We start from the raw sequence: 13,358 nt of genomic DNA, 5'->3' as shown, positions 1-13,358 counted from the left end.
GGGGCAAGCCGCGAGGTGCAAAGTATGGCCAAGCACCTAATTTATGTATCAAGGAATTAGCCTATGACCGATGGTGCTGGCCCGCTTGAGGATTTCAATCCTCTTTATCCCACCAGGTTCCAAAGAGGAAAATCTGGCAATCCCAAGGGAAGACCGCGCGGTGCGAAAGGGATGAAGCCTATTGTCCAGAGAGTTGCGCATGAAACACATGTTGTCAGCGAAGACGGCGAACGCAAGCGCTACTCGACTGTGGAATTGGTGTTGAAGATGATTCAGCGTGAAGCGCTGAAGGGTAATCTGAAAGCCAAAGTTCTACTTGATGAACTACAGGAAAAATACAGCCCGCAGGAGGTCAATAACATGGGCTACGGCTGTCTTGTTGCGCCTGAAGGTTGCACGCTTGAGACCACGCTGCTCAGGGTCGAATACGTTAAGGAGGATGAACAACCCTGGCACCGTCCGACATAGGCAGCACTGGAATGGCGTAGCTAAGTGAGTCAGACCATCCTGTCGGACAGCCACTTAAAAAGCCCGGACTCCAAAGTTCTTGAGGCCAGCTCGTTGCCTGTCCAAATGTCCAGGTTCAAATCCCTTTGCGTTGGAAGGGCCAATGCGCCGCGTGGATCGGCACATGCAAATATGAAACGGTCCCAGGACCCATCGGCTAAGAATCGTTCAATATAGCTGTCGAGCTCAGCCTGACGTGCCTGGCTCTTGACCTGAACCCAGGCCGTTTCCCCGGTCAGGGGTTGCTCGAGCACCAGGTCCACATCAGGCATGTTGCCACCCAGCAGGCTGGTACGCCGCCAGCCGTTTCGCAGGAAGATGAGATCAATCAATGTTTCAAATTCTGCCCAATGCAGGGTCCTGATCATTTGCTCTGCCAGACTATGCATCTCGTCGGTGAGCGCGCAGGCGTGGTGTTGTAGCGGATGGCGCTCTCCCCGGATGGATCGCAACAGGTAGTCCTGAGCCTCGACCTTACAATTGTCCGCCTGTATGATGCTGTCTTGGTGAGCGCTGAACTCAGGGTGTTTAGTTGGAGAGGGGTGCCAGCAAGCGATATTTTGGACCAGCCACTTTGTGTTGATCGCCAACGCACCGGGCCCGACGATTTTACCTTGGATAGTTCGATCTTGTCGCCCGCAAGCGCCCACCATAGGTGCCCACGCGCCATTGTAATCCAAAGCGAGCCGTCTGGCAGGTCGTAGAAGTCTTTCAATTCCCGTATATCTTCTTTTGCGGCCTGAATTCCGCGCCCGGCCTGGGTCATCGTTGTTAGCAACATCTCCCAATCGCCTTCCAGACACAGCGAGTGGTCGGCCAGGTCAAAGTCGACAGGAATGACCGCATTCTCCAGGGCATAATCAACATGTTTGCCGCCAGAGCCCAGCTTTACATATCGCACATCTGATGGGTTCAACTGGTCTTTCATCTGCCGCGCCTTGTCGTCGATCGGTGACATACCAGCGCTTCGTTTAGGACGGAAGTCAACAGAATATGTCACTGATCGTCTGTAGACTGATCATCTGTGTCGATGTCCAACACGCTGTATGGATGTGCGCGACCGCCTTGCCAAAAACCTGCGACGCTTGCGGCAGATAAAAGGCTGGTCGCAAGAGGAGTTCGCGCATCAAGCGGATGTTCACAGGACGTACATTAGCGATCTCGAGCGCAGTGCCCGCAACCCAACGATTACCGTTGTGGATAAACTGGCTACCGCGCTTGGTGTCTCGCTGGGTGAGTTGTTGGACTAGTTCTTCGGATTGACTGACTACCGATCCTGTGCAGGCTCATACGCCCGCTTTGCGCAATCCAAAGTTGGTGCTTCGCTTCATTTTCGCCCGTTCTGACGGGCTAAGAGCTCAATCGCCCGCATACGCGCGGCGGCGTGTTGCAGCGGGACCTGGAGGGACTGAACAAGCTCTATTGCTTCTTTTGGGCTAATCTTCGATCGCTGGCCTCTGAGAGCTTGCGATGCCGCGTCCTCCAAACTACCCGTTAGCTTTGCAAAAACGAAACTGAGCTGTTCACGGGTTGTGTTGTCCATGCCAGCAGTGCCGCTTGCCAAGCCATGGAAGTCGAGCAATTTCTTTACTATCATCGGATGTACGACAAAAAACGCTTTGAGGAATCCACATCAATTTATGGGACATGGCACAACTAATTGAGGTCCCAAACTTGTGGGCCCAATGTCCCATGACATGAAGCATCAGTCGTGGGTCAAGAAAATGCGACGCCGGAACCGGCCCATAAGAGACCTTCGCCCATAGTCTCGATGCTGCGGCGCAGCCCGTCGCACCTGCCGTTCGCTGCGAGCGCAGTATCAAATGCTGCCTGAACTTGCGAAATGCGGACTTTGCTGCCTTTTGACAGCACGGCGAATGCTGACGCAGAAAATCCTCGCTCCCGCAGCGGATTGCTTTCTGCGCCGCGGCGAAATCCCCTATAGCAGTCATTCATCATGACAAACCTAGGTGAATCCCAAACCATCATTTCGCCGCGAGCGAATTCAAATCTCGAGTTGCGGGAAAATGTTCGGAATTGCCGCCGTGCGGCCTGCGAAACCGGAAATTCGTAGGGCACTGTATTTTTTGGTAAGACACTGTCAAAACGGATCTTCCGCTAGTAGAAAAAAGCAGTGTCGAAGCATAGGAACCAGACAGGACCCGACAACTTTTAGCAATCCTTCGCCTCATTGCTTGAAAGTTGGAGGTTTTGGCGGAGATGCTCTACGAAGTAAATTTTAGAATGAGTCCACGTTGATCGGCTCAACCTTAAGATAGTATGATGCGAACAAGTATGTTAGCTTAACCGATGCGGAAACGAGATCGAAGATGAATGGCCTCGAACCAGACCTGAATATCTCGATGCTCCCGGAAAAGGCGCGTCGGGATGCGTGGGACGATTTCATGGCGGACTTTTGGCGCGTGGGAAGACCCTTGGTTTCTCGTCGGAATCTGGAACTCAGCGTGTCGTCTCGTCAGTTGGAAGACGCCGTGTTCTGCCAATTGGCCATGTCTCCGGCGGAACTCGTAGGCAATAATCACGAGTTCGATTGCGTCGTGATCCGTTACCAGAATGAGGGGCACACGGTCGCAAAAGTGAACGGAGAAACCACCCGGGTGGCACCTGGCTCTCTCACTGTAATGGACTTGTCTGCGACCCGATATTGCTACTGCGACCGCTCTAAGGTCACGTATCTTGCCCTCAGGAAATCGGCCCTTCAAGTCACGCGCCATCCTCTGCGACCGATGACGCATTTTGACAATAGTACACCAGTCGGACGGTTGATGATCGCCAATTTCCTACATCTGGCGAACGAAATTTCGCACAAACCGGAAACAGGCAATGCTTCAGCGATCAACCTGTTCGCGTCTCTGCTCGTCGCCGCGATTACGGATCGCGAGGAACTCAATTCGGAAGACCTGCATACCGAAAGAGCCAAGCGTATTCGCGCAGAACAATACATTTTCTCGCGATCGCTCTCGCTGCCTTTGAACGTTGACGAGATGTGCGCCGCTGTAGGAATGTCGCGATCGACGCTGTATCGCTTGTTTCGCGCAGATGGCGGATTGCAGGCCTATTTGGCCAACCTCCGCCTGGAATACGCACGTGACACGCTTGCCAGTAGTCAGCCAACACGAGGGGCGGTCACATCTGTCGCAACTCGTTTGGGCTTTCTCGACACGTCAAGCTTTGTTCGAAGTTTCCGGCGCCGGTACAACTGTAAACCGGGCGATATCTTGGGCTCCGAATACATCGAACCGGACAACGTAGATGCTAGTCGTAATTCGACCCACCTGCATCCAACTCTGACCAGAGAAAGCTCAATCAAACCAAACAAAGGCTTCTTTGAGAACCTGGGCGCGTTGGCAAGAACGAGTGGGACCTTCGACGTAGCACACACATCTAACCATCATGCAATTTAGTGCGCTAGAGCCTCCGAATAAAACGTCCAGCGAGCGCCATTTGCGCTAAGTCTCACTGCAATTCGCACCCGCTGACTTTCCGCTGGTTCTCAATATCCACAATGCCGCGGGGTATTGTGACCGCGCCCGCATCTCAGAGCTTCGTCGCGGAGGTAGCATGGTCGGCTCGGTTCATTGCCGCAGCGACGACGATCCTTGGTTCGGCTAGTGGCACTCTGTGACAGCGAACTTGAGACGTCATGCACGTGAGTCAAAAAGTTCAAGCTGATACCGCATAGTTAACCGGCGTTGTGTTGTTTGCTGGCTTGAAGGGTCGCTAAGGGGAAATGGTTTCTCTCTTTTCGGAGATGCAAAGCTTGGTGCGATGCGTGGACGAGAGCTTAGTTGAGTACCCTCTGGCGAAGGTCGAGCGGACTGCAAACAAACCAACAGAAAATTTGAATAGGATGGAAACCCTATGAAACAGGCACTCAAGGCGCTCCGGAGTTCGCTTGCTGCACTTGTTGTCGGACTGGCACCTGCAATTGCAACTGCAGAAGAAAAACCTGCTCAGGAAACCTTCTTTTTCGTTCAACATGCGCCCTCCGCATCTCTGGATGACGGCACGTTGACGCTTCATGACGCAGACGAAAATATGATCGTTTTTGCGGATCGTCCGCACCGCCTTGCAGTTGCGGTACCAAGCTCGGAATTGATCAAGATCTGGGGCAAAGGGCAAAACAGCTTTGCCGAGGACCCGCCGAATGCAGCGCTTGTCGGGCAATCCGCAGGCCAACCTGTTTCGATAATCGTTGAACTGACCAACCCAAAGAGGAAAGACGGAAACTTGGTCTTCGATTACACCGTGTTGGAAGGTACTGGGGTCCAATCCATAGAACAGAGCTATTTGGTGATCGACGACAACCCGTTCGCGGAGTTTTACAAAACCATGGCAGATCTGGCAGCCGTTTCCACCGGGGACGCGGGACAATCGACACAGCTGAACGGCGATGTGGGTATGGGTATTCTTTCGCAGGGCGTTTCGTCGAACTGAGATATTTGAGTGCGCTCACCTATCGCGGTGCCCTTCGTAAAGGGGTGCCGCAGTCACGTCATATAGCGTTTGAAGCACTTTGCGCGTCGAAAAGGGAATAGGCATGACTAAGGCAGGCATCTTGAGCACAGGCATTGCCACCACTCTGGCAGCGGGGGTTATTGCGGCTTCTGCATCTGCTGAACAAACGAAAGACCAAGCCAGCTTTCTATTTGTTCAGCACGCCAGCGTGGCAACGCTGCACAACGGGATCCTGACACTTGAAAACCCGGACGCGAACATGATCGTATTTGCAGATCGCCCGCACCGCGCCGCTGGGGTCATACCAAGTTCCGAACTGCTCAAAGTCTGGAGTGAAGGGCAGGATAGTTTTGCTGACGATCCACCAAACGCTGCGCTGATGGGCCAAGCGGATGGCAAACCTGTCGCGCTGGTCGTCGAACTATCGGACCCTCGGCAATCTGGTGACACACTGACTTTTTCCTACACCATCCTGCAAGGTTCCGCAGTACCTGCCCTTGAGCAAAGCTATCTCGTTATCGATGAGAGTCCGTGGGCAGATATCGAAGGTGGGTGGGATCTTGCGGCAGATGCATTCACAGGTGGCGGCAATACAATTCAGCTGGATGCAGATTCTGGAGTGTTGGGTTCTCAATCAGATTGAGAAAAACAATCAATCTGGCCCGACGCCGGTTGAATCCGCTGTTTGGTCCTAAGGCTATGATTTCAAATACATTTTTTGAGGGAAATAAGAAACTTCCACCAATTGGACTAAATACTTCCTGGGTTGGCCGCCGGATATCTGGCACCGTTCACGCCTGACTGACATGATGGACCAAGGAGAAAGACAGTGAAAAAGATACTTCTTGTTCTGGCCGGAATCAGCGCTTTGGCTGCACCACTTGCTCTGGCCGAAGAAGCAGATAACAAGACCTACTTGTTTGTTGAAACCGCCACAAAAGCTGAGCTCCAAGATGGGAAACTCGTTCTGTACGGTGTCGACGACGAGGTGTCGGTGTTTTCTGACCGACCGTACCGCAGCGCCGGTGTCATCAGCCGAGATCACTTCTTTGATGTTTGGAGCCAAGGTGAAAACAGCTTTGACGTTGACCCGCCAAATGCAGCTTTGTCGGGTGAGATTGATGAGGAGTCTCATGTATTGATCATCGAGATATCATCCCCGACGGTCGACGGTGAAAAAGTTTCATACAGCTACGATACAATACAGGGGGATGAGGTTCAGGCGATGGACAATGTGATTATGTTCATCGACAGCTTTTCTTGGCGTCCCCCCTATACCGGGCCAGATGGTGGACTGCCATAAGTGGTTTATGTTGTAGAGTCCCGTCAATTCGATCAATCGTGCAGGCTAAATTTCCGTTGCGCCGATTTGAAGGGCCATGAATAGTAGTCTTGCAGACATCAAATTGCGGATAAGCGAGCATCGGATGACGATAACGAACCAGCTACTCTGCACTTTGTTCGCCATCGGTTTGGTGGGTTCCGCAGCTGCGCAGTCTGACCCGTCGGCACCCAGTGTCGTTGTTGCTCCCGCAACACGGCAGGAGTTGCAGAAACAGGATGAATTTGTGGGTCGTGTCGTCGCTGATCAAAGTGTCGACCTTCAGGCCAGAGTGGATGGTGTCCTGCAAGAGGTCAGCTTCACCGAAGGTGGGGCTGTCAAAAAGGGCGACGTGCTGTTCCGCATCGAGAAAAGGAAATATGCGGCAAGTGTTGATGCCGCTCAGGCTACTTTGAAAAGCGCTCAGGCTTCTGCGCTCAGCGCCAAAACGGAACTCGACCGGCAACAGACATTATTCGACAAAGGTGATGTTCCCCAGTCCGTTCTGGACACAGCCAAGGCGACGTTTGACGAGGCCCAAGCCTCAGTGGATGAGGCACAGGCCGAACTTGAAATAGCGCAGATCGATCTGGATCATACAGAGATCATCAGCCCTCTGGATGGACGCATCGGGTTGTCTGTAGTCGATGCGGGCAACATCGTGGATTCCGACAGCGGTGTCCTAGCAACGGTCACAAGCGTTGATCCCATGCTGGTGAGCTTTTTTGTTAGTGAACCCGTATTGCTGCGTGAACGACGCAATGGATCGATTTCGCCGCAGGGCATCAAACTGGCAACGCAGATTACACTAGCCGACGGTCAGACTTACGATACGGAAGGCAAGGTAACCTATGTGGGCGACAGCGTCAGTCAGGATACCGATACAATCGAGCTAAGGGCCACATTCTCAAATCCCGAAGGGCTTCTCATTCCTGGTCAGTTTGTCATCGTCACGCTCAGTGGCTCGGACGACACCAAGGTTTTGACCGTGCCGCGCAATGCAGTTCAGTTCGACAAGCAGGGCTATTTTGTGTTTGTCGTGGATGACAAAAACACGGTTCACCGAACTGATATCGAAATCGGCACTCAGACCGCAACCAGAACCCAAGTGAACTCTGGCCTGAAAGACGGCGATCGAGTTGTCGTGCAAGGGCTGCAGAAAATTCACGACGGGTTGGTCGTAAAAGCGGTCGATAGTCAGAGTTAGGGCTTGACTTGATCTCTCACTACTTCATCAATCGCCCGCATTTCGCTGCTGTCATCGCGATTTTAATGGTTCTTTTTGGCGCGGTCTGCGTCCGGCTCATGCCTTTCTCGGAATATCCGAACATTACACCTCCGCAGATATATGTGACAGCGACATACCCGGGCGCGGATGCGCAAGTCATTCAGGAATCCGTGGCCACACCCATTGAGGAACGCGTGAACGGGATCGACGGCATGCTGTACATGCAGTCCAAAAGCTCGAATGATGGCAGCTATGACCTGAGTGTTTCGTTCGACTTGGGAACCGACCCCAATGTTGCGGCGGTGGAGGTGCAAAACCGCATCGCCCTTGCCAGTGCCGAGTTGCCATCCATTGTGCAACAGCAGGGGATCGAGGTTACCAAACAATCCGGAAATATGATCCTGGTGATCAACCTCACATCTCCTGACGGGTCACGAGATGAGTTGTACCTCAGCAATTACGCGGCCGATTTCCTGCATGATCCACTGCAGCGCCTGCAAGGGGTGGGTGGGGTCTCGCAATTCGGCCAGTTGGAATACAGTATGCGGGTCTGGATCAACCCGGTTCGTATGGCCGCGCTGAATATCACCGCGTCAGAGATTGCCGATGCGATTGAAAGCCAAAATGTTGTAGCAGCCGCCGGACAAGTCGGAGCCCCGCCATTTGGCGATGCCCGCACAGATTTTCAGTTCAAGCTACGCGCCGAGGGTCTACTGCGGGACGCTGAAGAGTTCGGCCGGATCATCATTTCAACGGGCGACGATGGATCGGTCACCCGACTGGAGGATGTGGCACGGATTGAGCTTGGTTCAGCCACCTATGCCGGGTCCTCGCAACTGAACGGCAAGGATACGGCGGCGATTGCGGTGCATCAGGAAAGCACGGCCAACGCGCTAGAGATTTCAGATAACATCCACAACCTGATGGGTGAGCTTTCGAAGAAATTTCCCGAAGGTGTCTCATATGAGATCACCTATGACGTAACAGATGCTGTGCGTGTTTCGATCGAAGACATTCTGAAAACTCTGGCGCTGACAGCAGGCTTGGTGATCGCAGTCACGTTTTTCTTTCTGGCCAGTTTCCGAGCGACAGTCGTTCCCGCGATTGCAATCCCGGTTTCTTTGCTGGGAGCAGTCGCGCTGATCTATGCGATTGGGTTCAGCGCAAACATGATCACGCTGTTTGCTTTGGTTCTAGCCATCACTTTGGTGGTCGATGACGCCATTATCATCATTGAAAACGCCGAACGGATCATGACCGATGAGGGGCTTGAGCCGCGCGACGCCACGCTCAAGGCGATGTCACAGGTCAATCGCCCGATCATCGCGACCACTTTTGTGCTGGCGGCCGTATTTGTTCCGGTGTGTTTCTTTCCCGGAGTGACGGGAACGATCTATTACCAGTTCGCCGCGACGATCATCTTCGCTTTTGTGCTGTCTGCCGTGAACGCACTGACCCTGGCCCCAGTGCTTTGTGCCATGGTACTGAAAGCAGGAGTGAAACCAATTGGCCCCTTGCAGTTTGTGCCTGCGGCGGTGTTTTGGATCAGGCGGCAATACATGCGGCTTGTCTCGCTGATGTTGAGGTACATCGCGTTCTCGCTGCTTGTCTTTGCCGCTTCTGTCGGGGCTACCATTTACCTCTTCAAAACCGTTCCTACCGGTTTGATCCCGCAAGAGGACAACGGTGTTTTGCTGGCCGCCATGGCGCTGCCAGATGGTGCTTCCCTACAGCGAACCCAGGCCTTTATGGCCAAAGCCGGCGAGGTGATCGAAAAAGCGCCCGGCGTGGACACCGTGACAACAGTGTCCGGCGCCAGCATGCTGACGGGCGTCCGCTCCAATGCCGGAATGGCCATCATCACTCTCAAGCCGTGGGACGAACGCGCCAGCCCGGAGTTGCATTGGGATGCGATTATGCAGGATCTGGACCATAAACTGGCCACTCTGCCCGAGGCCGAAAGCTATGTGTTTCCCTTCCCAACCATCCACGGGCTTGGATCGACGGGTGGTATCTCGGTCGAGCTTTTGGATCTTGAAAAGGGCGATGGCGCGCAGCTTGACTCCGTCATGAATGCCTTCGTCACAGCCCTGAACGCCGCGCCAGAATTCGTTCGCGCCCATGGCAGCTTTTCCGGTCAGACCCCGCAATACCGATTGTCCATGGATCGGGATCGCGCTGAAACGCTGGGCGTAAGCGTTTCGGACATCTTCACCGCATTGCAGGCCAATCTCAGCACCTTCTTCGTGGATAATTTCATTCTGTCGGAACGGGTCTATTGGGTCGTCATCTCGGCCGACGCGCGGTTTCGGCAAACGCTGGATGATGTGGACAATATCTACGTCAAAAACAGCGCGGGAGAGTCTCTGCCTTTGCGCAATTTCGTGAGCAGCGAACCGGTTCTCGCACCGGATGCGATCCCGCGTTACAACCTATTCACCGCAGCCTCTGTCAGTGCGCAGTTGACAGACGGTGTTAGTTCGGGTGCGGGCATCAACGCGATGCAAGAGATTGCCGACAAAACGCTGCCAGACGGCTTTCGGATCGAATGGTCGGGTGTGACCCAGCAAGAGGTCAAGTCACAGGGCATGGTACCCTTTATCATGCTGTCGGCCCTGGTTTTGGCTTACCTGTTTCTTGTGGTTTTGTATGAGAGCTGGATACTGCCGCTGTCGATTGTCACTTCAGCCATATTTGCGTTGCTGGGTGCGCTCATACCCATTGCCTATTTCCCGTTTCTCACCAGCAATATTTTTGCACAGATTGGAATGGTGTTGCTAATCGGACTGGCAGCCAAGAAAGCCATCATGGTCGTTGAATTCGCAAATCAAGAAAGGTTGTCCGGAGCAAGCATCCGTGAAGCCGCCCAGAAAGCGGCAGAAATCCGGTTCCGTCCAGTCACCATGACGGGTCTGTGCTTCATCGTCGGTGTATTGCCTCTGGTATTGTCCAGCGGCGCTGGAGCTGCGGCACGTGTATCTATTGGCTATCCTGTACTCTTTGGCATGATTGTCGATAGTACCTTGGGTCTTATAATGATCCCGGTCCTTTACGCGGCGTTCCAGACGCTGAGAGAATTTCTGATTCACTCTACCAAACAACGTCAAATTACTTCCTCTTCCCTTAGGTAGCTTGCCGCAAAGCAAAGCTTGGTAGTGCGAGCGATAGCTGCCATCGTGATAGTTCGCATTGGCGCGCAAGTATGTGAGTTTGTTCCGGCAAATTCGCTGCGCCACGTGAGTGCGGTGCATTGCTACCACTAGATCGATCTGTGGAATTGCAAGCCACCAAACTTGAGACGTCTGGCACGTGAGCCATGCGCCTTAAATTGGTAACCAGTAAGCCATCCGTGTCGTTTTGTTTCCCAGGTTCATGGATCCCAAAAGGAAAAAGCGTATTCTTGATTAGTTGTATTCTTGCCAGGAAAATTGGGGCGAGAAGAAAGCTGAACAGCGCCACGTTTCCACTTCACGTATCTGGCGCCAACTGTGCGAGCCGGCATCTAAATTCAACTTCATACATAACGACCATCCCAACTCTGGAGGTAACTATGAGAGTTTCGGCCAAGCTTTTCGGAGCAGCAACTATATTGAGTGCTCTCGCAGTCTCTGCAATCGCACAAGCCACCAACAATGCATCAGAAGCCGAGAGTTATCTTTTTATTGAAACCGCTGATCGCGCCACGCTAACGGACGACACTATGACTTTACACGGAGTAAGTTCCGATGTCCCCATTTTTGCGGATCGGCCCTACCGTAGTGCGGTGCAAATCAGTCGCGCTGACTTGTTAGACGCGTGGAGCAAGGGGCAGGACAGCTTTGAGTCGGATCCACCTAATGCAGCGATTACAGGTAGTATTGACGGAAAGCAGATTGTCCTAATCGCCGAAATCAAACAGCCCAAAGCGGATGGTGACTGGGTCAGCTATGAAGTTAACATTCTAGAGGGATCCAGATTCTCCGAGCTGAATAACCTGGTCATGGTGATAGATGATAACTTCATACAGGATCTCTTATGCTGGCCTTATTGCTGATAAGACCTTTTGCCCTGACGGATGAGACTATTGAGTAAAGTCTGGGATTTTGACTCACGTCGCCGGCAAGGCAGACATCAGCACAAGACGGTCAATGTGCCTTAACTATGATTGCTCAAGATCTGGCCTGTCAGGGAAACGCTGGGGGTGCATTGGGCTGCTCTGAGCCCTTTGAGGCCCGGCCCATGTTGTGCAAGGCACGTCTCGGCCCCAGGCGCTATGGCCCAAAGATCACGCTGGGACGACCGATCATGGGCGCTGCATAGGTGTTTCGGTCAAAGCGTCCCAGGCGTCTTCTTGCGTTCGTGCGGCCTGTAAACTGTCCCAGACCTCGGCCACAAAAGGATCAGCCGCAGCCATCTCGGAGACAAGCGCATCCCAGGCAACTCGGAGGCTGTCCAGGGTCTCTGGGCTGTAAAGGCGGACGTCCACGCCCTGTTCTGCCATTTGCGCGACGGCGGCGGCCTGTGAGAATTCCATCTGCAGGACCGAACGCATCGCGTTGGTTCTGGCCGCCATGTCGATGATCGTGCGCTGGCTGTCCGTCAGGCCGTCCCAAACGTCGCGGTTGATGACCAACTCAATCATCGTCGAGGGTTGGTGCCAGCCGGGGAAATAGTAGAAAGAAGCCACGTCCGGAAAATTCAGAGCAAGATCCACCTGGGGAAAGCTGAACTCGGTCCCGTCGATGGTGCCACTTTCAAACGATGGAAAGATCTCTCCGCCTGCGATCAGCACGGTATCCGCGCCCAGGCTTGCCAGCACTTCTGAGGCCAGCCCGGTCCAACGCAGTTTGAGCCCGGCAAAATCGTTGGTCCCTTCGATGGGTGTGTTGAACCAGCCGCCCGATTCCATGCCGGTGAAGGTTACTGGCATTGTCACTAGGTCAAAGCCCGCATCGTCATACATGCGCTGATTGAGCTCGAGCCCACCGCCTTCGTAGAACCAAGCCATATAATCGAGCGCCTGCGGCCCAAACGGCATCGACGTGAAAAACGACGCAACAGGCAAGGACCCATGAAGGTAGGCCGCAGCGGTATAGCCCGCTTCGATCTCGCCGTCAGAGACCGCCTGTTGAATGTCGAACGGTGGGACAATTGCGCCAGGTTCCGCCAGCTCGATCTGGATAGTCCCGCCGGAGGCTGCCTCGACGTCTGCTTCGAACTGCCGGATCGTATTGACGACCGGAAGGCTGGTCGGAAAAGCCGATTGCACGGTGATTGTGACATCCTGCGCAAGGCTCGGCCCACTCATGGCCATAAAGAGTAACGCAGCTAGGGCCAGTTTGATCATCTTTATCATTTTGTCCTCCGAGGCTGTTGCGTCAGTGTTTTAGGTTGCGCGATTGTCGATACGGCGCATTGGATCATGCTATTTCGAAGAGCTGGCTGGTGAACTAGATCTCGCCACGGATGCCCGGATTTCTGTCCTGAATCTGACCTCGTTTGATTGTTCTTATCATCTCGATCCGGCTCAGTTTCGCTTTTGCAGATTCTAAAGATTGAAAGCTCTGACGACACCCAGGCAGTCGCTTCATAGCTGCATAATCGCACTCGATCAGGTTGCTCCGCGACTTTTTGTCGATGTGCCGGGTGCTTTCGAAATGTGGATCAAAGATGCCTCCAATATCCGTGAACTTACACGTACTCGTTCAAGATCAATCTGCAGCTTTGTCCGCTACCTGTAAATTGCCTGATGAAATTTCTTTGCGCCCATCTCGAATAGCCGCTCTTCTCGCTGTATCGCAATCTTCAAGGTAATGCGCACGCAGAAAATGTTCGCTGCGAGCG

13 protein-coding genes are annotated in these 13,358 nt (G+C 53.5%); 9 read left to right on the top strand and 4 right to left on the bottom strand.

Annotated elements, in window-relative coordinates:
* Nucleotides 1-63 precede the first annotated feature (63 nt).
* Complete coding sequence (locus ACR0AC_RS03235) at nt 64-468, top strand: DUF5681 domain-containing protein (protein WP_480871923.1); 405 nt, start codon at nt 64-66, stop codon at nt 466-468.
* 29 nt (nt 469-497) lie between these two features.
* On the opposite strand, the gene ACR0AC_RS03230 is transcribed toward ACR0AC_RS03235, so the two are convergent.
* Nucleotides 498-875, bottom strand: coding sequence for a restriction endonuclease (locus ACR0AC_RS03230; RefSeq protein ID WP_480871921.1), 378 nt, complete (start codon nt 873-875; stop codon nt 498-500).
* A complete protein-coding gene (locus ACR0AC_RS03225) occupies nt 872-1,465 on the bottom strand; it encodes a hypothetical protein (protein WP_480871919.1) in 594 nt (197 codons plus the stop codon). The genes ACR0AC_RS03230 and ACR0AC_RS03225 overlap by 4 nt, the downstream gene beginning before the upstream one ends.
* 88 nt (nt 1,466-1,553) lie before the next feature.
* Here ACR0AC_RS03225 and ACR0AC_RS03220 point away from each other — a divergent pair, with 88 nt between their 5' ends.
* A complete protein-coding gene (locus ACR0AC_RS03220; RefSeq protein ID WP_170452299.1) occupies nt 1,554-1,757 on the top strand; it encodes a helix-turn-helix domain-containing protein in 204 nt (67 codons plus the stop codon).
* A 466-nt stretch (nt 1,758-2,223) separates the two neighbouring features.
* On the opposite strand, the gene ACR0AC_RS03215 is transcribed toward ACR0AC_RS03220, so the two are convergent.
* Nucleotides 2,224-2,586: a hypothetical protein gene (locus tag ACR0AC_RS03215; RefSeq protein WP_480871918.1), complete on the bottom strand. Its 363-nt coding sequence runs from the start codon at nt 2,584-2,586 to the stop codon at nt 2,224-2,226.
* A gap of 251 nt (nt 2,587-2,837) precedes the next feature.
* Here ACR0AC_RS03215 and ACR0AC_RS03210 point away from each other — a divergent pair, with 251 nt between their 5' ends.
* From ACR0AC_RS03210 to ACR0AC_RS03180, 7 genes are all read left to right on the top strand, one after another.
* The gene (locus ACR0AC_RS03210) at nt 2,838-3,932 is read left to right on the top strand and encodes a helix-turn-helix domain-containing protein (RefSeq protein WP_170510936.1); all 1,095 of its coding nucleotides are present in this window, start codon (nt 2,838-2,840) and stop codon (nt 3,930-3,932) included.
* A 457-nt stretch (nt 3,933-4,389) separates the two neighbouring features.
* Nucleotides 4,390-4,965, top strand: coding sequence for a hypothetical protein (locus tag ACR0AC_RS03205; RefSeq protein WP_480627415.1), 576 nt, complete (start codon nt 4,390-4,392; stop codon nt 4,963-4,965).
* Between the two features lie 103 nt (nt 4,966-5,068).
* Nucleotides 5,069-5,629 (top strand): hypothetical protein, encoded by a 561-nt coding sequence (locus ACR0AC_RS03200; protein WP_171208903.1) that lies wholly within the window; start codon nt 5,069-5,071, stop codon nt 5,627-5,629.
* Nucleotides 5,630-5,815: 186 nt separating this feature from the next.
* The gene (locus ACR0AC_RS03195) at nt 5,816-6,289 is read left to right on the top strand and encodes a LamG domain-containing protein (RefSeq protein WP_170521913.1); all 474 of its coding nucleotides are present in this window, start codon (nt 5,816-5,818) and stop codon (nt 6,287-6,289) included.
* Between the two features lie 76 nt (nt 6,290-6,365).
* Nucleotides 6,366-7,514: an efflux RND transporter periplasmic adaptor subunit gene (locus tag ACR0AC_RS03190; protein WP_480871916.1), complete on the top strand. Its 1,149-nt coding sequence runs from the start codon at nt 6,366-6,368 to the stop codon at nt 7,512-7,514.
* Between the two features lie 8 nt (nt 7,515-7,522).
* Nucleotides 7,523-10,666, top strand: coding sequence for an efflux RND transporter permease subunit (locus tag ACR0AC_RS03185; RefSeq protein WP_480871914.1), 3,144 nt, complete (start codon nt 7,523-7,525; stop codon nt 10,664-10,666).
* Between the two features lie 419 nt (nt 10,667-11,085).
* Nucleotides 11,086-11,568 carry a hypothetical protein gene (locus tag ACR0AC_RS03180; protein WP_480627412.1) on the top strand — a complete coding sequence of 161 codons (483 nt, stop codon included), beginning with the start codon at nt 11,086-11,088 and terminating at the stop codon, nt 11,566-11,568.
* Nucleotides 11,569-11,817: 249 nt separating this feature from the next.
* Here the strand turns inward: ACR0AC_RS03180 and ACR0AC_RS03175 are convergent, their stop codons facing one another.
* Nucleotides 11,818-12,870: a TRAP transporter substrate-binding protein gene (locus tag ACR0AC_RS03175; protein ID WP_170624443.1), complete on the bottom strand. Its 1,053-nt coding sequence runs from the start codon at nt 12,868-12,870 to the stop codon at nt 11,818-11,820.
* Between the last annotated feature and the right edge of the window lie 488 nt (nt 12,871-13,358).

It is taken from the genome of Ruegeria sp. H7, from assembly GCF_056532945.1.
This window is presented reverse-complemented; position numbering and strand designations above follow the sequence as displayed.